Annotated in this window: 19 protein-coding genes; 9 read left to right on the top strand and 10 right to left on the bottom strand. The window is 66.9% G+C overall.

Features of this window, described 5'->3' with window-relative positions; translation table 11 throughout:
* Entirely contained in the window at positions 1 to 1,704 is a 1,704-nt protein-coding gene (locus tag SKC42_RS07805; RefSeq protein ID WP_330963728.1) for a CocE/NonD family hydrolase, read from the top strand.
* On the opposite strand, the gene SKC42_RS07810 is transcribed toward SKC42_RS07805, so the two are convergent.
* Positions 1,663 to 2,223 carry a DUF1802 family protein gene (locus SKC42_RS07810; RefSeq protein ID WP_330963729.1) on the bottom strand — a complete coding sequence of 187 codons (561 nt, stop codon included), beginning with the start codon at positions 2,221 to 2,223 and terminating at the stop codon, positions 1,663 to 1,665. The two genes, SKC42_RS07805 and SKC42_RS07810, sit on opposite strands and share 42 nt — an antisense overlap.
* Complete coding sequence (locus tag SKC42_RS07815) at positions 2,220 to 2,492, bottom strand: DUF2277 domain-containing protein (RefSeq protein WP_330963730.1); 273 nt, start codon at positions 2,490 to 2,492, stop codon at positions 2,220 to 2,222. Before SKC42_RS07815 ends, SKC42_RS07810 begins: the two co-directional genes overlap by 4 nt.
* Positions 2,493 to 2,709: 217 nt before the next feature.
* Between SKC42_RS07815 and SKC42_RS07820 the strand changes: the two genes are divergently transcribed.
* Both SKC42_RS07820 and SKC42_RS07825 read left to right on the top strand, forming a co-directional pair.
* Entirely contained in the window at positions 2,710 to 4,005 is a 1,296-nt protein-coding gene (locus SKC42_RS07820; RefSeq protein ID WP_330963731.1) for a PPE family protein, read from the top strand.
* A gap of 251 nt (positions 4,006 to 4,256) precedes the next feature.
* Positions 4,257 to 4,619, top strand: a complete 363-nt coding sequence (locus SKC42_RS07825; RefSeq protein ID WP_330963732.1) for a hypothetical protein — start codon at positions 4,257 to 4,259, stop codon at positions 4,617 to 4,619.
* Between the two features lie 153 nt (positions 4,620 to 4,772).
* Here SKC42_RS07825 and SKC42_RS07830 read toward each other — a convergent pair whose 3' ends face one another.
* The 3 genes from SKC42_RS07830 to SKC42_RS07840 all read right to left on the bottom strand — a co-directional run bounded on the left by SKC42_RS07830 (position 4,773) and on the right by SKC42_RS07840 (position 8,086).
* Positions 4,773 to 5,702: a histone deacetylase family protein gene (locus SKC42_RS07830; RefSeq protein WP_330963733.1), complete on the bottom strand. Its 930-nt coding sequence runs from the start codon at positions 5,700 to 5,702 to the stop codon at positions 4,773 to 4,775.
* Between the two features lie 80 nt (positions 5,703 to 5,782).
* Entirely contained in the window at positions 5,783 to 7,018 is a 1,236-nt protein-coding gene (pyk, locus tag SKC42_RS07835; RefSeq protein ID WP_330963734.1) for a pyruvate kinase, read from the bottom strand.
* Between the two features lie 42 nt (positions 7,019 to 7,060).
* Positions 7,061 to 8,086, bottom strand: coding sequence for a 2-dehydropantoate 2-reductase (locus SKC42_RS07840; RefSeq protein ID WP_330963735.1), 1,026 nt, complete (start codon positions 8,084 to 8,086; stop codon positions 7,061 to 7,063).
* Between the two features lie 180 nt (positions 8,087 to 8,266).
* Between SKC42_RS07840 and SKC42_RS07845 the strand changes: the two genes are divergently transcribed.
* The 5 genes from SKC42_RS07845 to SKC42_RS07865 all read left to right on the top strand — a co-directional run bounded on the left by SKC42_RS07845 (position 8,267) and on the right by SKC42_RS07865 (position 13,290).
* Entirely contained in the window at positions 8,267 to 9,358 is a 1,092-nt protein-coding gene (locus tag SKC42_RS07845) for a Re/Si-specific NAD(P)(+) transhydrogenase subunit alpha (RefSeq protein WP_330963736.1), read from the top strand.
* Positions 9,355 to 9,672, top strand: a complete 318-nt coding sequence (locus tag SKC42_RS07850) for an NAD(P) transhydrogenase subunit alpha (RefSeq protein ID WP_330963737.1) — start codon at positions 9,355 to 9,357, stop codon at positions 9,670 to 9,672. The genes SKC42_RS07845 and SKC42_RS07850 overlap by 4 nt, the downstream gene beginning before the upstream one ends.
* Positions 9,665 to 11,053, top strand: coding sequence for an NAD(P)(+) transhydrogenase (Re/Si-specific) subunit beta (locus SKC42_RS07855; RefSeq protein WP_330963738.1), 1,389 nt, complete (start codon positions 9,665 to 9,667; stop codon positions 11,051 to 11,053). The genes SKC42_RS07850 and SKC42_RS07855 overlap by 8 nt, the downstream gene beginning before the upstream one ends.
* Before the next feature lie 115 nt (positions 11,054 to 11,168).
* Positions 11,169 to 12,344 (top strand): NAD-dependent formate dehydrogenase, encoded by a 1,176-nt coding sequence (locus SKC42_RS07860; protein ID WP_330963739.1) that lies wholly within the window; start codon positions 11,169 to 11,171, stop codon positions 12,342 to 12,344.
* Between the two features lie 235 nt (positions 12,345 to 12,579).
* Positions 12,580 to 13,290, top strand: a complete 711-nt coding sequence (locus tag SKC42_RS07865) for a GntR family transcriptional regulator (protein ID WP_330963740.1) — start codon at positions 12,580 to 12,582, stop codon at positions 13,288 to 13,290.
* On the opposite strand, the gene SKC42_RS07870 is transcribed toward SKC42_RS07865, so the two are convergent.
* Both SKC42_RS07870 and frc (SKC42_RS07875) read right to left on the bottom strand, forming a co-directional pair.
* Positions 13,254 to 14,537 (bottom strand): OFA family MFS transporter, encoded by a 1,284-nt coding sequence (locus SKC42_RS07870; protein ID WP_330963741.1) that lies wholly within the window; start codon positions 14,535 to 14,537, stop codon positions 13,254 to 13,256. The genes SKC42_RS07865 and SKC42_RS07870 overlap by 37 nt on opposite strands.
* A 409-nt stretch (positions 14,538 to 14,946) precedes the next feature.
* Positions 14,947 to 16,176, bottom strand: a complete 1,230-nt coding sequence (frc, locus tag SKC42_RS07875; protein WP_330963742.1) for a formyl-CoA transferase — start codon at positions 16,174 to 16,176, stop codon at positions 14,947 to 14,949.
* Positions 16,177 to 16,651: 475 nt separating this feature from the next.
* On the opposite strand from frc (SKC42_RS07875), the gene SKC42_RS07880 reads away from it, so the two are divergent.
* Complete coding sequence (locus SKC42_RS07880; RefSeq protein ID WP_330963743.1) at positions 16,652 to 17,998, top strand: OFA family MFS transporter; 1,347 nt, start codon at positions 16,652 to 16,654, stop codon at positions 17,996 to 17,998.
* Between the two features lie 218 nt (positions 17,999 to 18,216).
* Here SKC42_RS07880 and frc (SKC42_RS07885) read toward each other — a convergent pair whose 3' ends face one another.
* The 3 genes from frc (SKC42_RS07885) to SKC42_RS07895 all read right to left on the bottom strand — a co-directional run bounded on the left by frc (SKC42_RS07885) (position 18,217) and on the right by SKC42_RS07895 (position 22,410).
* Positions 18,217 to 19,473 (bottom strand): formyl-CoA transferase, encoded by a 1,257-nt coding sequence (frc, locus tag SKC42_RS07885; RefSeq protein WP_330963744.1) that lies wholly within the window; start codon positions 19,471 to 19,473, stop codon positions 18,217 to 18,219.
* A gap of 63 nt (positions 19,474 to 19,536) precedes the next feature.
* Positions 19,537 to 21,261 (bottom strand): oxalyl-CoA decarboxylase, encoded by a 1,725-nt coding sequence (gene oxc, locus SKC42_RS07890; protein ID WP_330963745.1) that lies wholly within the window; start codon positions 21,259 to 21,261, stop codon positions 19,537 to 19,539.
* A 168-nt stretch (positions 21,262 to 21,429) separates the two neighbouring features.
* Positions 21,430 to 22,410: a LysR family transcriptional regulator gene (locus SKC42_RS07895; protein ID WP_330963746.1), complete on the bottom strand. Its 981-nt coding sequence runs from the start codon at positions 22,408 to 22,410 to the stop codon at positions 21,430 to 21,432.
* Positions 22,411 to 22,474 lie beyond the last annotated feature (64 nt).

Consider the following 22,474-nt stretch of genomic DNA (forward strand, 5'->3'; position numbering starts at 1 on the left):
GTGAGTACGACGTCAGCCCGGCCCGCGCGGCCGGAGATGAGCCCGGTGAAGCAGTTCGGCGGCAAGACGCTCGGCCGGCTGCTGGGGTTGCGGCCGGCCACCTGCAACTACACCGTCCACCGCGTACACGTCCCGATGCGCGACGGGATTCACCTGGTCGCCGACCACTACGCGCCGCTCACCCCCGACCCGACCGGGACGGTGCTGGTGCGGGGCCCCTACGGTCGCGCGTTCCCGTTCTCGTTGGTGTTCGCCCGGCTGTACGCGGCCCGCGGCTACCACGTCGTCCTGCAGAGCGTGCGGGGCACCTTCGGGTCCGGCGGGACCTTCGAGCCCATGGTCAACGAGGCCACCGACGCCGCCGACACCGTGGTCTGGCTCCGCGAACAAACCTGGTTCACCGGGCGGTTCGCCACGATCGGAGTGTCATACCTCGGCTTCACGCAGTGGGCGTTGCTCAGCGACCCGCCGCCGGAGCTCGCCGCGGCGGTTATCACCGCCGGCCCGCACGACTTCAGCGCCTCCACCTGGGGCACCGGCGCGTTCACCGTCAATGACTTCCTGGGTTGGAGCGACATGATGGCCCACCAGGAGGACCCGGTGCGGATCCGCGTCGCGCTGCGCCAGCTGCAGTCGCGCCGCGCGGTCCAGCGGGTCGCCCGGGAACTGCCGCTGGGCGACGCGGCGCGGGCGTTACTCGGTCAGGGGGCGCCATGGTTCGAGTCGTGGCTCGAGCACCCCGACACCGCCGACCCGTTCTGGGATGCGTTGCGGTTCAACGAGGCCCTGGACCGCGTGCGGGTGCCCGTCCTGCTGGTGGGCGGCTGGCAGGACCTCTTCCTGGGGCAGACCCTGCAGCAGTACGCGCACCTGCGCCGCCGGGGCGTCGACGCCGCGCTCACGGTTGGCCCCTGGACGCACACCCAGTTGCTCACCAAGGCGCTGGGCACCAGCGCCCGCGAATCCCTGGATTGGCTGGACGCGCACCTGGGCGAGGCGGCACTGCACCGGCGCGGCCGGGTCCGCGTATACGTCACCGCCCAGGGGTGGCGCACCGTGCCCGACTGGCCTCCCGTCACCACCGAGCACGCGCTGTACCTCCGACCCGGCCGCTACCTCGACGAGATCCCGCCGACGGCGTTGAAAGCGCTGGCGCCGGCCACCTTCCGTTACGACCCGGCCGACCCGACACCCACCATCGGCGGCCCGTTGCTGTCCCCGAACGGCGGTTATCACGACGATAGCCGGCTCGCCTCGCGCGGCGACGTGCTGGCCTTCACCAGCGCGACCCTGACCCGGGACCTGTGCGTCTACGGCAGCCCGGTCGTCGAATTAGCCCACAGCTCCGACAATCCCCATGTCGACCTGTTCGTACGGGTCAGCGAGGTCGACGCCAAGGGCCGATCACGCAATGTCAGCGAAGGCTACCGGCGGCTCGGTGACCCGACCGGGATCGTGCGGCTGGAACTCGACGGCATAGCCCACCGCTTCCGCGCCGGGGCGCGCATCCGCCTGCTGATCGCCGGCGGCTGGTTCCCCCGTTACGCCCGAAATCTCGGCACCGGAGAGCCGGTCCTCACGGGCCGGCAGGCCCAACCGGCCACCCACTCGGTGAGCTACGGCCGATCGCGGCTGCTGCTGCCGGTGGGCCCGGCCGACCTGTCAGCCGACCGCGCGGCGGACCCGGGCGGCGAGTCCGGCTAACACCGCCTCGTCGTGCACCGGCGCCCCCAGCGCTGGCCGCAGCGGCAGTTCGACCCAACTCTTGCAGCCCCCGTACTCCGGCGCGCGGGTCACGCGCACCGGCTCCAGGAGCGGCGTCGCCGACACCACCAGGACGGCCAGCTTATGCTTGGGCCGGAAGTCCAGCCGGTCCTCCCGCACCGACTCGGCCGTCCAGATGTGCAGGTCCGCGATCGCCTCCAGCGCCTCTGGCCGGTTAACGGGAATGGCCGCAACGACTTTCGCGCTGGCCCGCACCACCAGGTGATCGTCGGTGCAGTCGGCCGCCGCCGGGACAAGCAACTCACGGTGCTCGGGGCGGACGCGTTCCGCGTGGCTGTGGGCGACGGTCGGAAACAGCAGGAACTCGTTCGCGGCCACTTCGAACCGCTTCTCGCCGATGCCGCCCTTGCGCAGCAGCACCCGCTGCCGGCCATCGAGCAGCGCCCGCACGGCGGCGCTCCATTCCTTGAGCGCGGGGACTGTTGCGGTGAGCGTCATTTGGCGCCCCGGGAGAGCCGGGCAACCACCTCGGTGCGGCGCAACGGTGGGACCGTCTTCGGCGGCTGACGGCGCGGGGCCAGGGCCGCCAGCAAGCGGGTGGTCGTCGCGGTGACCTCGGCAACGGCGTCCTCGAACGCCTCGGCGTTCGCCGCTGACGGGTGCGTGATCCCACTGACTTTACGGACGTACTGGCGCGCCGCCGCCGCGATCTCGTCGGGCGTCGCGGGCGGCTGGAGACCGCGCAGCTCGGTGATGTTCCGGCACATGCCCCCAACGATAGGCGTGCCGCGACCACCGGAGGGCTTGAACTCCCGGCGCACCCCAACGGTTGGGAAGAAATATGAGTTTCATATGTGTCCGGACGGAGCACTTGGGCGCGTTTGCCGATCCTGAATACTGTATACAGTAGCCGAGACCCGCATCGGTTCCCTCGGCGCTCTCCCATCAGCGACGCTCGGCACGACGACGTGAGACGAGGAACAAATGGATTTTGGGGCGCTGCCACCCGAGGTGAATTCCGGTCGGATGTACTCGGGCCCGGGGTCGGCGACCATGTTGGCCGCGTCCGCGTGGTGGGAGCAATTGGGCGCCGAGATGAACGCCGCGGCCGGCGGATGCGAAGCGGCGGTCGCCGAATTGGTCGGCGAATCGTGGCGGGGGCCTTCGGCGGCCGCGATGACGGCGGCCGTCCAGCCATACGTCAGATGGATTCGGGCCACCGCCGCGCAATGTGAGGAGATGGCCGCCAAAGCCACCGCCGCGGCCGGCGCCTACGAGGCGGCCCACGCGATGACGGTGCCGCCACCGGTGATCGTCGCCAATCGCGTTCGGCTCGCGGCGTTGGTCGCGACCAACCTGGTCGGGCAGAACACGCCGGCAATCATGGCCGCCGAAGCCGAATACGGCGAGATGTGGGCGCAGGATGCGACCGCCATGTATGGGTATGCTGCCAATTCGGCTCGCGCATCGGATATTTCATCCTTTGCTCCACCACCCGGCGCTCCCCACCCGGGGGCCGTCGCGGCCAACGGCCCGACGCAGGGCGGGTCAGCGGGTGGGTTGGCGAAGGCGCTGGGCTCGGCAGCGGCAACGCTGCAGGGACTCGCCGGCCCCGGTGCCGGCGGCGGCGCGTCGACGGCGATCGGGACCGGAGCTCCACTGCTGTCGACCGGGATTTCCTCCTCCACCACGTCGCTGTCCCGACTGGCCGACATCTCCGGACAATCGGTCAAGACCAGCGCACACGCGGGGATGCAGGTCGCCTCGCGGCTGGCATCGGCCGCGGCGGCCGGCGTGCTGGACGTCGCGGACACCACGGCGCCCGAAGTCGGCAGCAGTGCACTGGGATTCGGCACCGATGGCTTTGGGTTGAGCTCCGACATCAGCGGGTTCGCCCTCGACCTTGCCGGTTCGGGCCTGGAGTTGGTCGGCGGCGATTCGCTGCTCGACGTCGAGGAGGCGGTCCCCGCCGACCTCGGTGCCCTAGGCTCGCTGGACGGCTTAACCGGGTTGGACGGACTGGCCGACCCGTGGTCGATGGGATGGGACGGCCAGACCTCGGCCGGCCTCGGTCAGGCGTCCGCGCTGGGAACACTGTCGGTACCGCCGGGGTGGGCCCATGCGCTCTCCTCGAATTCAAGCGATGCGGGCAATCACGGCGCGGCGGCCCACCCAGCCCACCCGCCGATGGGCGGCATGGTGGGGCACGAATCCAAGGGCACGGCCCACCGGGTCGGCGCGCGGACCTCGCTCATCCCGCGGTCACCGCTGGGAGGTTGACACCCCGCCACCGCACGTGCGCCACGGGTACGTCAACAGTTGCGCCATCCAAATGAGTTATGAGCTGGTTCATGATTCGTCATACAACGGCGGCGCACAAGGGCAATGTGACAGGTAGGTTGGGGACTCACTAGCCGAGGAATCGTGTTCCGGGGAGCACCCCATCCGGATCGGTGACCGGAGGAGATGTGTTGATCAGACCATCATTCGCTGACGCAGTTCGCGAATTGCTTTTCGTCAAACACCGCCCGGTGAGCGACGTGATGCACGACTTCTTCGCCGAGGACTACGAGCATCGAGACAATGGCAAAACCTATTCTCGAGGCGAGTTCACCGGCCTCGCCGGGATGGCACGCTCGACCGTGGCGCGCGGGGACGTGTTCACCCTGGAAGAATTCCGGTTCTGGAACCGCTACGCCACCCGACTTGTCCTCGCGCTCGAGCCAATTGACGGTCCGGACGAGCACATCGAGGTCTACGCCATCGGTCAGTACGCGGTCGACGGCCGGTTTCTGCGGCTGAGCCAGGCCCGCCATCCTGTTCCCGGCGTCGGATGCGTCATCGGACATGAACTCAGGGCGCCCACCCCCGCCAGCCCACCGCTAGTGCCATGAGTCATTGGTTCGGGTGCAGCCTTCGCTCCTGTTTCCGAGCGTGGGCCCTATGGAGGAAAAGTGTTGGCAATGTGTACTTTTCCCCCACGTTCGACGTGTTCACAGCGGGATGCACCGCCGAAGATGCTGGTGCACTATTAACGACTCACGACGCTAGCCCTTGAGCAGCTCGCCGACGTGGGCGACGACGGAATCCGCCAGCCCACGAAGGTCGTAACCACCCTCCAGAACAGCAACCAGCCTTCCACCGCAATGCTTTTCGGCCGCTTCCAGTAAGGCACGGGTGACCCAGCCAAAGTCGTGCGCGGTCATCATCAACGAGCCGAGCGGGTCGCGCTCGTGCGCATCGAACCCGGCGGAAACGAGGATCAGCTCCGGCGAGAACGCATCGAGCGCCGGAAGGATGCGTTGCTCGAAGGCTTCGCGCAGCTCGTCCCCGGCGTCGCCCGCCCTGAGCGGCGCGTTGAAGACGTTGCCGACCCCCGTCTCCCCCACGGCGCCCGTGCCGGGAAAGAGCGGCCGCTGGTGGGTAGACGCATAAAGCACGTCCCGGTCCGAGTAGAAGATTTCCTGGGTGCCGTTTCCGTGGTGCACGTCGAAATCGACGATCGCGACTCGGGTGATCCCGTGCTCCTGCTGCGCGTGACGCGCGCCGATGGCGATGTTGTTGAACAGGCAGAAACCCATGGCTCGCTCGGTCTCGGCGTGGTGCCCTGGCGGCCGGCACGCCACGAAAGCGTTCTGTACCTGCCCGGTCACGACCCGGTCGATCGCCTGCAGGGTGCCGCCGACCCCACGCAGGACTACCTCCCACGTCGACGGTTCCATCATGGTGTCGCCGCCATCCAAGTACACGTACCCGTCCGCCGGACGCGCCGCTTCGAGCTCGTCGACGTAACGGTTCGAATGCACGTAGCGGGTCGTAACGAGCTGGGCGAGCTCAGCTCGTTCGCGCGCGAGTGTGTCGAACGGCGGCTGGGCGAGCGCGGCATCCACCACGCGATACCGATCGGGCCGCTCCGGGTGGCCCGGCGCGGTCCGGTGTTCGGCAAAAATCGGATGGTGCACCAGCAGGGTGGCCACGGCGACACGCCTCTTTCACATCGGGAAGGCGGTCGCGCACGGGGGAGACGGCGGGACCGGTCCTATGAATACTGTATGCATCAGATCGTACGCCCCGCGCCGCGCAGTGCGCGGGCCGCTCGGCGGCGACGCCGTGGCCCGCGCTGGACCGACATACCCACCGCTGCAGCGCCGCCCGCGATGGCGTACCGCACCGCAACCGCCCGCAGCCGCCGCCGCACCAGCCGGGCGGTGGCCAGCACGGCGCCGGTGAGAAAGTCGCGGTGAGCGGCCTGCGCCCCGGTCCAGTACGGCGGCTCCCCCCGGTGAATTGCGGCCTCCGCTTCCTCGACGATGCGCGCCATGGTGGTCACGGCATGCGCCGGATAGGCCCCCACGCTGGTCTCAGCCGACAGCATCACCGCATCGGCACCGTCGAGCACGGCGTTGGCCACGTCGGAGACCTCGGCTCGCGTCGGACGCCGATCGGTCACCATGGAATCGAGCATGTGGGTCGCGACGATGACCGGCTTGCCGGCATCACGGCACAGCCTGATGACTCGCTTCTGGACGAGCGGAATCTGTTCCAGTGGCATCTCGACACCGAGGTCGCCACGAGCCACCATCAGTCCGTCGAAAGCCGAGACGATTTCGGGCAGACGCGAAACCGCCTCCGGCTTCTCCAGTTTGGCGATCACGGGCACGCGCCTGCCGACCTCCGCCATGATGGTGTGGGCAAGGCCCGCCTCTTCCGGTGCGCGCACGAACGACATCGCGACCATGTCCACCCCGAGGTGCAGAGCAAACTTCAGATCCTCGACGTCCTTGTCGGACAGTGTCGGCGCGCTGACGGCGACTCCGGGTAGCGAAATGCCCTTGTTGTCGCTGACGGGTCCGCCGTGGACCACCTCGCAGCCGATGTCGGCACCGCGGATTTCCACCACCGCCAGGTCGATCCGACCGTCGTCGACCAGTAGGCGGTCTCCGGTTTTCACATCCGATGCCAGGCCGCCATAGGTCGTCGACACCCGATCGTGGTCACCCGGGCAGGCGTCGGTGGTGATCGCGACCTTCTCGCCGGCGCTCCAGACCACCGGCCCGTTGGCGAACCGTCCCAACCGGATCTTCGGCCCCTGCAGGTCCGCGAGGACTTGGACGGGCCGTCCGCGCCGAGCGGCGATCTGGCGGACCAAGTCGTAGAAGGCCAGGTGTTCGGCGTGCGTCCCGTGACTGAAGTTCAGGCGTGCGATGTCCATTCCGGCGTCGATCAGCTCGGCCAGGCGCGGAGCCGTCGCGGTGGCGGGTCCCAGCGTGCAGACGATCTTCGTGGTGCGCATCCCAGGTGTCCTTTCCCTTACTCCCTTTACGTCCCTACTCCCTCAGCCCAAGGCGGCTTGAGGTTCTGGTAGCGAAATCGCGCTATGGCGCGACGGGGCCACTCCACTGGTGTCGGCGAGGAGGGCCGTGGCGGCGTGGACCGTGCGAAGGGTCGAGGCGACGGCCCCCGTCAGGTCGGCGAGCTCCACCACTGCGGAGACGATCGCGTCGAGCTCGAGCTCCTTGCCGGCTTCGAGATCCTGGAGCATCGAGGTCTTGTGATGACCGACGTTTTCGGCGCCACGCAAACGCTTCTCGATCGAGATGTCCGGTGTGCAGCCCAGCCTGGCGGCGACATCGAGCGTCTCCTCCATCAGCTGTATCACCACGCGCCGCGTGTTCGGGTCCTGGCACATCTGCACCATGGTCGCCCTGGTCAATGCGCTGAGCGGGTTGAACGCCACGTTGCCCATGAGCTTGATCCAGATGTCGTTGCGCAGATCGGTTTCCACCGGGCACTTCAGTCCGCCGGCGATCATTGCCTCGCTCAACGCCCGACACCGCCAGGACGGCTCCCCCGAGGGCTCGCCGATGGAGAAGCGGGTGCCCTCGAGGTGGCGGACCACACCGGGAGCCTCGAGAACCGTCGCGGGATACACCACGCAACCGATCGCGCGCTCGGGAGGCAGGACGGCGCTGGTGATGCCGCCGGGATCCACGGCCTCGATCCGGTGACCTTCGTACGGCCCCGACAGCCTGTGGAAGTACCACCAGGGAATCCCGTTCTGCGCGGCCACAATCGCGGTGTGGGGGCCCAGCAGGGGGTCGATCAGCGGACCGCACGTCGGATAGCTGTGCGCCTTGAGTCCGAGGAAGATGTAGTCGACCGGCCCGATCTCGGCCGGGGAGTCCGTCGCGTTGGGATGCGCAACGAAGTCGCCGCGGGGGCTGAGCACCCGCACGCCGCTCTCCCTCATCGCCCGCAGATTGTCGTTCCGCGCGATCAGGTGGACCTCGGCGCCCCCGCGGTGCAGCGCCGCTCCCCAGTAGGCGCCGATGGCCCCTGCACCAACGACTGCAATCTTCATCTAGCCTTCCTCTCGCGTCACGTATGCACTCACTCGCCCGGTGAAGGGGCCGCGGCGTCAGTATTGCATACAGTATGCGATGTGTATATCGTAACCAGCGCGCCTTGCGCCTCGCCGAGGCTGTCACCAAGCCGGACCACGTCAGTAGTTGCTTCCGGCGCCAATTCAGGGATGAGGGATATGTCTGAGATCGGAGTGCCTCGCGAAATCGCCGGCGGCGAAAGTCGAGTCGCCCTGGTACCCGGCGTGGTCGAACGCTTACGCGCCGCAGGCCACCATCTCACCGTCGAGGCAGGCGCCGGGCAGGGAGCTTTGATCCGCGACGAGGACTATCAGAGCGCCGGAGCCGTGATCGGCGATCCCTGGGCGGCCGATGTCGTAGTCAAGGTCAACCCGCCGACCGACGCGGAGATCAGCCGGATGAAGCGGGGTGCGCGCCTGATCGGTTTTCTCGCCCCACGCACCCAGCCCGAGGTCGGTGAGCGGCTCCGCGAAGCCGGCGTCACCGGCTTCGCGATGGAGGCGGTGCCCCGGATATCCCGGGCCCAGACGATGGACGCGCTTTCCTCCCAGGCCAACGTCGCCGGCTACAAGGCGGTGCTGTGCGCCGCGGAGTGCTCCACCCGATTCTTTCCGATGATGACCACGGCCGCCGGGACCGTGAAGCCCGCGTCGGTACTGGTGCTCGGCGTCGGCGTTGCCGGGCTTCAGGCGCTGGCCACCGCAAAGCGGCTCGGGGCGCGCACCACGGGATTCGACGTCCGGCCCGAGGTTGCCGAGCAAGTCCGGTCGTTGGGCGCCAAGTGGCTCGAACTCGGTATCGCTGCGGCAGGTGAGGGCGGGTACGCCCGCGCCTTGACGCCGGCGGAACAGGTTGAGCAGCAGCACCGGTTGACCGAGGCGATCCCGGGTTTCGACGTCGTCATCACGACCGCCCTGGTGCCGGGGCGCCCCGCCCCCACTCTGGTCACCGCCGAGGCCGTCAGCCGGATGCGCCGCGGCAGCGTCGTCGTCGACCTCGCCGGCGAGGCGGGCGGCAACTGCGAACTCACGGTGCCCGGCGAGACCGTGCGGCGACATGACGTGACGATCACCGCACCGCTGAACCTGCCGGCAAGCATGCCCGAACACGCCAGCGAGCTCTACGCGCGCAACGTCCAGGCCCTGCTGGAGCACATGCTCGACGGTGCGGCGGCGCCAGATTTGTCCGACGAGATTCTGGGCGCTTGCTGCGTCACCAAATCCGACAACCAACTGACGGAGATCCGATGACCCTCATCGCGAACCTCGCGATCATCACCCTGGCCGGCTTCGTCGGCTTCTCGGTGATCTCGAAGGTGCCCAACACGCTGCATACCCCACTCATGTCCGGTACCAACGCAATTCACGGCATCGTCCTGCTTGCCGGCCTGGTGCTCCTGGGCCAGTCGGCGACGGACACGTTCGACCGGGTATTGCTGGTGATCGCTATCGCCTTCGGCGCGATCAACGTCGTCGGTGGCTTCCTGGTGACCGACCGCATGCTCAGCATGTTCAAGAAGAAGCCCAACGCTGCGGCCGGAAAGGTGGTGTCGGCACGTGATTGACATCATCGCGGTTCTCTACATCGTCGCTTTCGCACTGTTCATCCTCGGCCTGACGGGTTTGACCGGACCCCGTACCGCCGCCCGCGGCAATCTCATCGCCGGCGTCGGAATGGTGATCGCGATCGTCGCCACCCTCATGACTCCGGGCACGAGCAATTGGCTGTTGATCGCGCTGGGGCTGCTCCTCGGGGCGGTGGTCGGCGTGCCCGCGGCGCGCCGGGTCAAGATGACCGCGATGCCCCAGATGGTTGCGCTGTTCAACGGCGTCGGCGGTGGCGCGGTGGCCTTGGTCTCGTGGGTCGAATTCCGCGACAGTCACGGTTACGCCCAGGCCCCGGTCTATGTGACGACCGCTTCGTTGTTCGCGGCCATCGTCGGCTCGGTGTCGTTCTGGGGATCGCTGGTCGCATTCGGAAAGCTCCAGGAGGTGTTGCCCGGCAGCCCGATTGGGCTCGGGCGGGCTCAGCAGCCACTCAACCTGGCGCTGCTGCTCGCCACCGCCGGATGCGCCGTCGCCGTCGGGATGGGGCAACGAGAACCCCTGCTGTTCGTCGGCTTGCTGGTGTTCGCCGCCGCGCTGGGCGTCATGGCGGTCCTCCCCATCGGCGGGGCCGACATGCCGGTGGTGATCTCGCTGCTCAACGCGCTGACCGGATTGTCCGCGGCAGCAACCGGACTGGGCCTGGACAACACCGCGATGATCGTCGCCGGAATGATCGTCGGGGCGTCGGGAACCATCCTGACAAACCTGATGGCGAAGGCGATGAACCGCTCGATCCCCGCGATCGTCGCAGGCGGATTCGGCGGCACCGGCGCGGCCGCCGCGGCGGCCGGCGCGGCCACCGACCAGACGGTGCGCCAGACCAGCGCGGCCGACGCGGCGCTGCAGATGGGCTATGCCAGCCAGGTGATCATCGTGCCGGGATATGGCATGGCCGTGGCGCAAGCCCAGCACGCGGTGCGCGAGATGGCGGGCCTGCTGGAGGAACGCGGGGTCGAGGTGCGCCACGCCATCCATCCGGTCGCAGGCCGCATGCCCGGGCACATGAACGTCCTGCTCGCCGAGGCGGATGTGCCTTATGAGCACCTCAAAGAGATGGACGAAATCAACGGCGAGTTCGGCCGCACCGACGTCGCCCTGGTCATCGGCGCCAACGACGTGACAAACCCGGCGGCGCGGTCGAACCCGGCCTCGCCGATCTACGGCATGCCCATCCTCGATGTCGACCAGGCCAAGTCGGTCATCGTGCTCAAACGGTCGATGAATCCGGGGTTCGCCGGCATCGAGAACGAGCTCTATTTCAACGAGAAGACCTCGATGCTGTTCGGCGACGCGAAGGCGTCCGTCGCCGAGATCACCGAGGAACTGAAGGTTCTGTGAACCGGGGCCAATGACCGGGGTCCGTGAAAGGCCGCCGATCACACGCACTTGACCGTCGCACCAGCGCGGCGGCAGGGAAAGAGCCGACATCGGCGCAAGAAAGGAATCGAGATCTATGGCAAAAGTGGTGTGCGTCCTCTACGACGACCCGGTAACCGGATACCCCTCCGACTTCCCGCGCGACGGCCTGCCCCTCCTGGAACGCTACCCGGACGGACAAACCCTGCCGACGCCTTCGGCGATCGATTTCACCCCGGGTGCGCTGCTCGGCAGCGTCTCCGGTGAACTCGGCCTTCGCAAGTACCTCGAGGGCCTCGGCCACGAGTTGGTGGTGACCTCCGACAAGGAAGGCGCGAATTCGGAGTTCGACCGGCATCTGGCGGACGCGGAAGTGGTTATTTCCCAGCCATTTTGGCCGGCCTACCTGACCGCCGAGCGGATCGCACGGGCCCCCAGGCTCAAGTTGGCGCTGACTGCGGGCATCGGCTCGGACCACGTCGACCTGGACGCGGCGATCGACCACGGCATCACGGTCGCCGAGGTCACGTTCTGCAACAGCATCAGTGTCGCCGAGCACGTGGTCATGATGATCTTGTCGCAGGTCCGCAATTACCTGCCGTCCTACCGTTGGGTCGTCGACGGCGGTTGGAACGTCGCCGACTGCGTGCAGCGCTCCTACGACCTCGAAGGAATGCACGTCGGCACCGTCGCCGCCGGCCGGATCGGGCTTGCGGTGCTGCGCCGCCTGGCGCCCTTCGACGTGCACCTGCACTACACCGACAAACACCGGCTGCCCGCCGAGGTCGAACGCGAGCTGAACCTGACCTACCACCCCAGCGTGCAGGACATGGTGCCGCACCTCGACGTGGTGACGATCAACGCTCCCCTGCACCCGGAGACCCGTGGGCTGTTCGACGATGAGCTGCTGGCCACGATGAAACGCGGTGCGTACCTGATCAATACGGCCCGGGCGCTGATTTGCGACGAGGGTGCCATCGTGCGCGCGTTGGAGACCGGTCAGTTGGCTGGTTATGCCGGGGACGTGTGGTACCCGCAGCCGGCACCGGCCGACCACCCGTGGCGCACCATGCCCCACCACGGGATGACCCCGCACATCTCCGGTTCCACACTGTCGGCACAGGCCAGGTACGCGGCCGGCACGCGGGAGATTCTCGAGTGCTACTTCGGCGGAAAGCCGATCCGCGACGAGTACCTCATCGTCGACGGCGGCGCGCTAGCCGGTGTGGGGGCGCGGTCGTACACCGCCAAGGCGACCTCCGGGGCGGCCTAGGCGGCATTTCGCCGGGCGGCCGGCTCTTTGGGTTGGCGAGCAGATCTTTCCGGTCTGCTCGCCAACCTTTTTTCTTTGCCCCACCGCCGGGACCGTTAGGGTGGAATGCATCCTCGGCAAATTCCACCGAACTCACAGCGCCGCAGCGCCGAATTGCATGTTGTGGACTGTATGCTAAGTACGCCGCTTGACTGCGTTAGCTGAACGAACCGCGACGGGAGCGAGGAAGAACTTCATGGTCACCACCGGCGTACCGGGACAGGCTGGGTCGCGGATGAGGCTGGAGCGTCCGGCACCGCTGCGGGAGGCCGCCTACGAGGCGCTGATGGAGCTGATCATCACTCGTGAGCTGCGGCCGGGCCAACACTTGGTGGAGAACGACTTGGCGACTCAACTGGGCGTGAGTCGCCAGCCCATTCGGGAGGCGTTGCAACGCCTGCAAAGCGAGGGGTGGGTCGACCTTCGCCCCGCACTGGGCGCGTTCGTGCACGTACCCACTGATGCCGAAGCCGACGAGCTACTGGCCGTGCGCACCCTGCTGGAGGCCGAGTCGGCCAGGTTGGCCGCCCGCGCGGCCAAGCCGCCCCAGGTGCAACAGCTTTGGGAGCTGCACCGGGCCGGGGAGAAGGCGCTCGTTGGCGGCGACAAGGAGGGCCTTGTCGCCGCCAACGATGCCTTTCACTCCGCCATCGTCGCCATGTCGGCCAACAGCGTGCTGGCGGGCCTCATCGCCCAGGTCGGCCGCCGCGTTCGGTGGTATTACCAGCCCATCGCGCTGACCCGCGGCAAGGACGCCTGGGACGAGCACTCCGAGCTCATCGAGGCCATTTCCGGGCGCAGCGGAAAACGTGCCGGCGACTTGATGCGCCGGCACACCGAGCGCACCCGCGAGATCTACCACAAGCGGCGTCAGGAAGCCGCCGACGGCGCCGAAGGCGTTGCGTGATCGACGGATTCGGTGGCTGGGACCTTCCCGTCCCGACCCGGCTGGCGTAGCAAGGCCGCCGTGATCGCGGATAGCAGCGCGCTGGCCGCGGCCAGCCAATACGCGCCCGTGTAGCCCCACGCATCAATCACGCTGGCGCCCACGCCGATTCCCAGGATCGAGCCAACCAGCTTGGAGCTGTAGACGATGCCGTAGTTGCTGGCGTTGTTGTTCTCGCCGAAATAGTCCGTGGTCAACGTCGCGAACAGCGGGTAGAACGCGCCCCCGCCGAACCCTACCAGCACGGCGAAGAAGAGAAAGCCTATCTGGTTCTTGGCCAGTCCGGTGTAAAGCAGACCGATCAGCGCGACTACCGACACCAGCAGGACCATCAGCAGCGTCTGCTTGCGGCCGATCCGGTCAGAGACGAACCCGGTTACGGCGCGGCCGACGCCGTTGATGACCGACAGGCCACCCGCCGACGACGCCACGATCAGGGCACCGAAACCCAGATGCTTGGCGAACGGGACCATGTAGCTGATGCCGAACAGCGATACGCCGGTTGTGATCCCCAACGACAGCCACATCAACGGCAACATGCCCGTCTTGATCGCCTCGACCGGACCGTACTGGCGGACCGCCGGGGGATTCTTCTGCAGACTTCTCGCACTGGCCCCGGCGGCTCCGTGCTGCAAAGGGTCGACGTCGGCCGGCCACCAGTTCTTCGGAGGGTCCTGGAAACTGGCGCCGCAGATGACGAGCACCACGAGCATGAAGGCACCCACCAGGTCGAGCAGCCATACATAGGTGTTGGGGTGCAGCGCATAACTGAAGATGAAGATGAAGGGCACCGCGCCGTAGGCGAACCCGCCACAGACGAATCCGGTCTTTGCCCCTCGCCGCTCGGGATACCACTTGCCGACGATGGTGATCCCGGTCGAGTACACCAGGCCGACGCCACATCCGCCGCATACCGTGAATCCCAGGAAGGCCACCAAGAGATTGCTGCTGTGCGCCACCGTGACGAAACCCAGCGCCGACAACACCGCGGCGGCCAGCATCGTCGACCGCGCCGATGTGATCCCCTTTTCCCGCAGCCGGCCCGCGGGATAGGCGACGGCGGCCTGGAAGACCGCCCACGCGGACAGCAACCAGAACGTCTGGGACAGGGTCCAGCCGTGAGCGTGCCGCAGGGTATCGGCGGCCGCGCCGAAGCCGTACTCGAAGACGCTCACCGCCATCATGGCGATCCATGGCAGCCACACCATAGACGCTCGGGACCTGCCGAGCAGCTGGCGGTCGGTTTCACCGATGCGATAAACGCGACCGTTGGCATCGATAACCTCGCGATAGGTTGCGCGAGCTGAAGACATCGTTGACTCACTTTCGGAGATGGGCAAGGAGGGGGCTGCCCGCGTCGAACCACGCGGCGCCGTCGAGCTGCGGTGTGCTTCGCGGAGCGCAATGTCGCTGCCCCGCAAGCCCTATGGCGGTGCGCGGCCGGTGACTTCGCCCGCTCCACGACCCCGGTTGGCCGTGCGCAGCCACGGCCGTCCAGCCCGGAACCGTCTCGGTGCTGCCCCGCGCCGCGCGTGGCCTTCGGCGACAACCGCATCCATGTCGGCCGAACCAGTCGGTCTCTTAGCCGCGTCCCACGCCCATCTCAGCGCCGCGCGCTCAGATCGCCCCGGCGCTTCTGAAGTGCTGCAACTGTTCTGGCGAATAGCCCAGCTCCAGGCAAATGTCCTCCGTGTGCTCGCCCAGGAGGGGAGGACGCACGATCTCGACGGGTGAGTCCGAAAGCCGAAGCGGACTGCCCACGGTCTTGAATGCCCCCCGCTCGGGGTGCTCGACGGTGACGATCGCGCCCAGATCGGCCAGTGTCTGATCCTCGATCAATTCCTTGGTGCTCAGCACCGGGCCGCACGGCACGTTGAGTGCGTTGAGCTGCTCCATGGCCTCCCATTTGGTGTGCCGCTGGCTCCAGTCCTCGATCAGCGCGAAAACCTTGTCCAGCTTGGGTAACCGATCTTCCGGCCGGGCCCAGTCCGGATGCTCGGCGAGGTCGGGCCGCCCGATCAGACGGGCGAGCGGCGCCCATCCGGCCGGCTGGACGATGACGTAGATGTAGTCGTTGGGACCGCCGCCTTTGGTGCGCACGGCCCAGCCCGGCTGGCCTCCGCCCGACGCGTTGCCGGCTCTCGGCACCTCGTCACCGAAGCGCTCGTTGGGATATTCGCGCAGCGGGCCATGAGCAAGCCGTTGCTGATCGCGCAACTTCACCCGACACAGGTTGAGGACCGCCGCCTGCATCGCGACCTCGACCCGTTGCCCGACCCCGGTGTTGTTACGCTGCAGCAGCGCCGCCAATATTGCGGCAACCAGGTGAATGCCCGTCCCCGAGTCTCCGATCTGCGCGCCCGTGGCCGTGGGCGGCCCGTCTTCGAAACCCGTCGTGGCCATCGCCCCGCCCATCGCTTGGGCGATGATCTCGTAGGCCTTGAAATTGAAGTACTTGCCCGGCCCGAAGCCTTTGATGGACGCGTAGATCAACCGCGGATTGATCTCGTGCAGCCGCTCCCAGCTGAAGCCGAACCGGTCCACGACGCCAGGACCGAAGTTCTCCACCAGGACATCGGCCCCGTGCACCAGACGGGTGAAGATGTCCTTGCCGTGTTCGCTTTTCATGTTCACGGTGACGCTGCGTTTGTTGCAGTTCAGCATCGTGAAATACAGACTGTCCGCGTCGGGCAGATCGCGCAGCTGGCCCCGGGTGATGTCTCCACCGTTAGGGGTTTCCAGCTTGACGACATCGGCGCCCAGCCACGCGAGCATTTGAGTAGCCGACGGGCCCGACTGGACATGGGTCATATCGAGCACGCGCACGCCGTCTAAAGCCTTACCCATGAGTTCCCCCTTCGAGGAGTTGTCGCCGTGGACGGGATACTCGCGTCCAGCGTCGTGATTGGTGTACTGCCCGTTGGCATTCGGTGACTGATGACCTGTGCGCCCACCAATAACCCGGGTCCCTGGACCTGCCCCGGACCTGACGTTTCGCAGCAAAAGGTTCCGAAGCAGTGAATCGGGCTGGACCGGTTGGACCAGAAGTTGCGTACTGCAGACTGTATACCGTATACGGCCAGTGTCACCAAAAGTTCTCCAATTGTCCAGAGCAATACCATTTCTATCGACCGCCACGGATGCGTTACGCCCGGCCCAGCGCCGTCGGCAAAGTCCCGACGGCGCGTCCGCTCCCCCAATCGCGTTGCGGTAAGGGCGCACACCCCCAACGTCCCATTCTCGGCGAGCCACCTTAAAGAACGCTGGACACATGCCACCAACAGGGGTAGAACCATTGCATACTGTATGCAGAGGAGTCGCCATGCTGCCCCCCAGGGATGAAAGTCCAGTTCTACGGATCCGTGCGTACGGGCGTATCTATCGGGTCGGCGAACGGCCGCACGACATCATGGCGCGCTCGCGGAGTTGGATGCTCTGGCTGCCGTGGACGGCGATGGCGGCCATCAGTGTTCTCCAATATGGCTACGGGATCGCGGTCGTCGCGGTTCGGCCCCCGCACCAAGCGGCTAGCGCCGGTGCCTTCTGGGTGCTGGCCCTGTGGGTGCTCTTTCAGGCGGCTGCCACCGCAGGCACACCCGCGCTGCGCCGGTGGTCACGGACCGGCCCGTCGACCGCAATGATGTCCGGCGCCGTTCTGTCCGCCGTCGGCCCGATCGTTCTGTCCTGCAACAGCAATTTCGATGTCGCGGTTCTGGGCTATTCGGTGGTATCGGGTGTCGGCGCCGGAATCGTCTACGCGACCTGCCTGTCCACGGTCGCGCGGTGGTATCCGGAGCAACGCGGTGAGAAGGTCTCGCTGGTGTCGGGCGCGTTCAGCTGCGGCGCGATCCCGTTTGTCGCCGCCTTCGCCTCCGTCCTGCACCCCGCCGACCTGGTGCCCGTGCTCAGGACGGTAGGTCTTGTTCTGCTCGTCGTCGTGACGGCGTGTGGGGCCTTCTTTCGCGACCCACCGTCGGACTGGTGGCCGGCCGAGGTCGACCCGCGACTGTGGGTCGTCGACAAGCGCCTGAACCCCAGCCTGCGGGGCAACGCCCCGGCCATCCGGCACTACTGGCCGGGTGAAGCGGCGCGGACGCCGGCCTTCTTCCTGACCTATCTCGTGGTGGTGGTGGCGTCCGCCGCGGCACTGCTGGCCACGGTCTACATCCCGAGCATTGCCGTCGGCCACGGCTTGCCCCTGGCGGTCGGCGCCATCGCCGTCGGGACGCTGGCTCTGGTCAACGGGGGCGGACGCGGGATCGCCAGCCGCTTCTCGGACCGCTTCGGCAGGCGTCAAACGCTAAGCTGGGCGTTGGCAATCGAAGGTCTGGCCCTGTTGGGCCTCGCATGCTCGGCTTTGGCGGGCTCCGCGCTCGGATTGATCGCTTTTGCCGCGCTCAGCGGATTGACGGGTGGCGCGTTCTACTCCTTGTTCATCAACCTGGTCGCCGACTATTTCGGAGAGCGCTGCGCCATCGGCAATTTCGGCTTGGTGTACAGCGCCAAGATCTTCGGCGGCCTGATCGGCGTGGGCCTGCCGGCGACGTTGATTCCTGCCGGGCGCGTGGACCTCGCCTTCGTGGCCATGGGCTTGATCTGCCTGTGCGCCACGATCGTTCCGCGCCTGCTGCAGCGGCCGGGATATCCCGCCCGCCGTCTGCCGGACTGACCCGGCGCCCGGCTCGCTCGCCCGCATCCACGCTGTTACCCGGTCGCACAGCGCGACCGGGTAACAGCTTCTTGGTGTCGGTAACCGCGGAGTCCGGCGCCCCACCGAGCTCGCGGGGACCGGTCGATAGCGACGAAATGGCCCCAGGGACAGCGTCCCTGAGGCCATTCCCGCCGCGACCCGGCGATTCGGGGCGCCCGAGCGCCCAGCACGACCGGTCAGACGACGATGGCGTTCTCGCGCCACTTCGCGATGGTGTCCTGGTCATAGCCCAGTTCGGCCAAGACCTCGTCGGTGTGCTCGCCGAGCAGGGGCGCACCCTTGATCTCGGGCTTGAAGGCGGAGAACTTGATCGGGCTTCCGACGGTCAGGAAGGTGCCACGCCCCTTCTGCTCCACCTCGACCACGGTGCCACTCTTGCGGAGGTCCGGATCCGCGGCGAGTTCCTTCATGGAGAAGACCGGCGCACACGGGACCTCCCACTTACGCAGGATGTCGACGGCCTCGTACTTCGTCTTGTCCGCCAGCCACTTCTCGATCTCGGCGAAGATGTCGAAGATTTTGTCCTGGCGGGCGAGCGCGGTGCTGTAGCCCGGGTCCTCGGCCCACTCGGGTCGTCCGATCGCCTCCGCCGTCCGCGCCCAGTTCTGCTCCTGGATCGTGAAATAGATGTAGGCGTTCGGGTCGGACTCCCAGCCCTTGCACTTGAGCACCCAGCCCGGCTGGCCGCCGCCGCCGGCATTGCCGCCCCGCGGCACCGCGTCGCCGAAAGTGCCGTTGGGGTACTGCGGATACTCCTCGAGGTAGCCGACACGTTCGAGGCGTTGTTGGTCGCGCAGCTTGACCCGGCACAGGTTCAGCACGGAGTCCTGCATCGAGGCGGACACCTTTTGGCCCTTACCGGTCTTCTCCCGCGCGATCAGTGCGGTCAGGATGCCGATCAACAGGTGCATGCCGGTGTTGGAGTCACCGAGGGCGGCGCCGCTGACGGTGGGCGGGCCGTCCCAGAACCCCGTGGTCGACGCGTTGCCCCCGGCGCACTGCGCGACGTTCTCGTAGACCTTGAGGTCGTTCCACGACGAGTCGTCATTGAAGCCCTTGACCGAACCGAAGATCAATCGCGGGTTCCACGACTGCAACTTGTCCCAGGACAGGCCCATCCGGTCCATCGCGCCCGGCGCGAAGTTTTCGACCAGCACGTCGGCCTGGCGGATCAGCTTCTCCATGACCTCGATGCCCTGGGGAGACTTCGTGTTGATCGCCAGCGAACGCTTGTTGCTGTTGAGCATCGTGAAGTACAGCGCGTCGACGTCCGGTATGTCGCGGAGCTGGTTTCGCGTCACGTCCCCACCGGTCGTGCGCTCGACCTTGAGGACGTCCGCCCCAAACCACGCGAGCATCTGGGTGCAGGCTGGACCCGCCTGGACACCGGTGAAGTCGATGACCTTGATTCCGGACAACGGCAGTTCGGCCATAACAGATTTCCTTTCTTTGCCGTGCTTTTCAGTTATCTCTTTGAACTCTCGGCTGCTGACGGATCAGCCCTTGTTGGTTATGCCCTTCGGGTTGAGGTGGGCGATGTTGCCGCTCTCCGTTCCGTCGGACGGGTCGATCAGGCAATCGATCAGCGCCGGCCGGCCGGACGCCAGGGCCTCCCGCAGCGCGTCGGCAACCTCGTCGGGCGTCTCGGCGCGGTACCCCGAACCGCCGAAGGCCTTGATCATGAACTCGTGATGCGCCGCCAAGGCGGTCGGCGCCGGGTCCTCCGAGCCCGAGGCTTCGTCGCCGCGGTACACGCCGCCATTGTTGAGGATGACGGTGACGATGGGTAGCTTGTAGCGGCAGATCGTCTCCAATTCCATTCCGCTGAAACCGAAAGCGCTGTCACCTTCGATTGCGACGACGGGCTCGCCGGTCTCCACGGCGGCCGCGATGGCGAATCCCAGCCCGATGCCCATCACTCCCCACGTGCCGCTGTCCAGCCGCCGGCGCGGCCGATGCATGCCGATCGTGTTGCGGGTCAGGTCAAGAGCGTTTGCTCCCTCGTTCACCAGGCACACCCGCGGATTGTCCTGCAGCACATCCCGGATGGCCTGCAGCGCGCCGAGGAACTTCATCGGGTGCGCGACGCGCGCCGCCGCCAGGCGGTCCGCCATCTTGGCGACGTTTTGCGCGCCCCTGAGCACGATCTCTTCGCGCCACTGCGCCGGCGTGCTGATCTGTCCCAGCTTGGACCGCTCGACCAACGCCTGCATCACGGAGCCGATGTCGCCGACCAGGGGGACCGCGATCGGTTGATTGCTGTCCATTTCGCTGGGCTCGATGTCGATCTGAATGAACTTGGCTTCGGGGTTCCACTGGGGTGAATCACCGTGTCCGAGAAGCCAGTTCAGTCGCGCACCCACCAGCAGCACGACATCCGCACGGCGCAGGGCCAGTGACCGGGACGTGGCCGCCGACTGCGGATGGTCGTCGGGCAGCAGGCCCTTCGCCATCGACATCGGCAGGTACGGCATACCGGTGCTCTCCACGAACTCTTTGATCTGCTCATCGGCTTGCGCGTAGGCGGCACCCTTGCCCAAGACGATCAGCGGCCGCTCCGCGGCGGCGAGCAATTCGATCGCCTTGTCCACCGACTCGACGTCGGCCAGCTGCTTGGGAGCCGGGTCGACCACGCGCCACAGTGTCTTCGCGGCCGATCGGGAGTCGACGACTTCACCCAGCACCGCCGCCGGAATGTCGAGGTAAACCCCACCGGGACGCCCGGACACCGCGGTCCGGATCGCGCGCGCCACGCCACGACCGATGTCCTCGGCCCGAGACACCCGGTACGCCGCCTTGACGAAAGGCTTGGCCGCCGCGAGCTGATCCATTTCCTCGTAGTCGCCGCGCTGCAGATCCACGAGGTGACGTTCGCTCGAGCCCGAGATCTGAACCATCGGAAAGCAGTTGGTGGTCGCGTTGGCCAGCGCCACGAGGCCGTTGAGGAATCCGGGCGCCGATACCGTCAGGCAGATTCCGGGCCTTTGCGTCAGGAACCCGGCCGCGGCCGCGGCGTGCCCCGCGGAGCTCTCATGACGGAAACCGATGTAGCGGATGCCCGCCGCCTGCGCGGTGCGCGCCAGATCGGTGATGGGTATGCCGACCAGTCCGTAGATGGTGTCCACATCATTGAGCCGAAGCGCGTCAACCACCAAGTGGATGCCATCAGTCAGAGCCCCGGCGTCTTCGGCCTCGGTACCTTCGACGGTAGCGGCGGTCATCACGACTTCCTTTTCCGGCAGTAACTGCCTGATCGAATTTCTCTCTTGCTCTTCACTTTTCTCCCGAACAAGGACCGCGTCCAAGACTTGTTGACACTCACGAGATAAACGTGAGTTATCAAGGTCCTTGGCGGTCCGGCCTCAACAGGCACCGCGATTGCGAGCCATTCAAGCCACGAAGGATTCCCTCGCCGCCGTCGCCGCCGTCTCCAGATCGACGGCAACGTCCGGATCGGCACCCGCCAGCTTGTCGTGTTCGCGGCCGAGTGGCGCCCCGACCGCCACATTCAGGAACGCCCTCGCCGCCGCCGACCCAGGGGCCGAGCCATTGACGGCGATTGCTATCGGCGCACGTTGGTCGGGCTCGACCAGACGCAATCCCCGCATTGCGCCGGTCATCCGCATGGCACGAAACCAGTTGTGCGGCACCACACTCGCCCACTCCCCCGTCTCAACGTGTGCGTATAGCGAAGCCATCGAGTCGGTCTCGATCTGCGGCACGACCTCGGCGCCCGCCGTCGCGAAAGCTTGGTCGATGAACTTGCGGAACTCGACTTCCGGGCCGAGCAGGACGAGGGGCAATTCGGCCGCCTCCGACCACGTGATGGTTCCCGCCGAATCCACGAGCTGTTTCCCCGAGACCAGCAGCACACATTGCTCCTCGTAGAGCGGCACCAGCTCCAAGCCGGCGTGATCACTCGCATCGAAGTGGGCGATGGCGGCGTCGAGCTCGAAGCGGTGTAGCTGGCGGGCTAATTCTGTTGCCGGAACGTGGGATAACACCTTGACCCGCGCGAGCGGGTGTAAGGAACAGAAGGCAGCGATCGGCAGGGCCAGCGTCGTCGACACCGTCGGCCCGGCTCCCAGCCGGAGCACTCCCGAGATGCCGGACCGTAGGGCTGCGGCTTCCGCCACCAGCCCGTCGTGCACCGCGAGAACTCGCTTGGCCCACAGGACAAGCCTTTCGCCCTCCATGGTCAGGCCTTCGAAGTTGCGCCCGCGGTTGATCAAGGTCACGTTGAGTTCCCGCTCCAGCTTGGCGATGGACGCCGAAAGGGCGGGCTGTGAGACGTAGCAGGCTTCGGCCGCACGCGCGAAGTGTCGTTCCCTGGATACCGCGACGAAGTACTCGAGTTGTCGTAACAGCACGCACGTTCCTCCTTGCCCGCCGGACGCCGGACCCCCAGCGCTCATGTGCTTTGCACACGGTATG

The sequence above is a fragment of the Mycobacterium sp. 050134 genome, from assembly GCF_036409085.1.
In the GTDB taxonomy this organism is placed as follows: domain Bacteria; phylum Actinomycetota; class Actinomycetes; order Mycobacteriales; family Mycobacteriaceae; genus Mycobacterium.

Excerpts from the sequence above, each read along its gene's own strand:
- pyk (WP_330963734.1), bottom strand. The coding sequence starts at position 7,018 with ATGCGCACCACGAAGATCGTCTGCACGCTGGGACCCGCCACCGCGACG.
- SKC42_RS07860 (WP_330963739.1), top strand. The coding sequence starts at position 11,169 with ATGGCAAAAGTGGTGTGCGTCCTCTACGACGACCCGGTAACCGGATAC.
- SKC42_RS07810 (WP_330963729.1), bottom strand. The coding sequence starts at position 2,223 with ATGACGCTCACCGCAACAGTCCCCGCGCTCAAGGAATGGAGCGCCGCC.
- SKC42_RS07865 (WP_330963740.1), top strand. The coding sequence starts at position 12,580 with ATGGTCACCACCGGCGTACCGGGACAGGCTGGGTCGCGGATGAGGCTG.
- SKC42_RS07880 (WP_330963743.1), top strand. The coding sequence starts at position 16,652 with ATGCTGCCCCCCAGGGATGAAAGTCCAGTTCTACGGATCCGTGCGTAC.
- frc (WP_330963742.1), bottom strand. The coding sequence starts at position 16,176 with ATGGGTAAGGCTTTAGACGGCGTGCGCGTGCTCGATATGACCCATGTC.
- frc (WP_330963744.1), bottom strand. The coding sequence starts at position 19,473 with ATGGCCGAACTGCCGTTGTCCGGAATCAAGGTCATCGACTTCACCGGT.
- SKC42_RS07845 (WP_330963736.1), top strand. The coding sequence starts at position 8,267 with ATGTCTGAGATCGGAGTGCCTCGCGAAATCGCCGGCGGCGAAAGTCGA.
- SKC42_RS07850 (WP_330963737.1), top strand. The coding sequence starts at position 9,355 with ATGACCCTCATCGCGAACCTCGCGATCATCACCCTGGCCGGCTTCGTC.
- SKC42_RS07815 (WP_330963730.1), bottom strand. The coding sequence starts at position 2,492 with ATGTGCCGGAACATCACCGAGCTGCGCGGTCTCCAGCCGCCCGCGACG.
- oxc (WP_330963745.1), bottom strand. The coding sequence starts at position 21,261 with ATGACCGCCGCTACCGTCGAAGGTACCGAGGCCGAAGACGCCGGGGCT.
- SKC42_RS07840 (WP_330963735.1), bottom strand. The coding sequence starts at position 8,086 with ATGAAGATTGCAGTCGTTGGTGCAGGGGCCATCGGCGCCTACTGGGGA.
- SKC42_RS07870 (WP_330963741.1), bottom strand. The coding sequence starts at position 14,537 with ATGGTGTGGCTGCCATGGATCGCCATGATGGCGGTGAGCGTCTTCGAG.
- SKC42_RS07820 (WP_330963731.1), top strand. The coding sequence starts at position 2,710 with ATGGATTTTGGGGCGCTGCCACCCGAGGTGAATTCCGGTCGGATGTAC.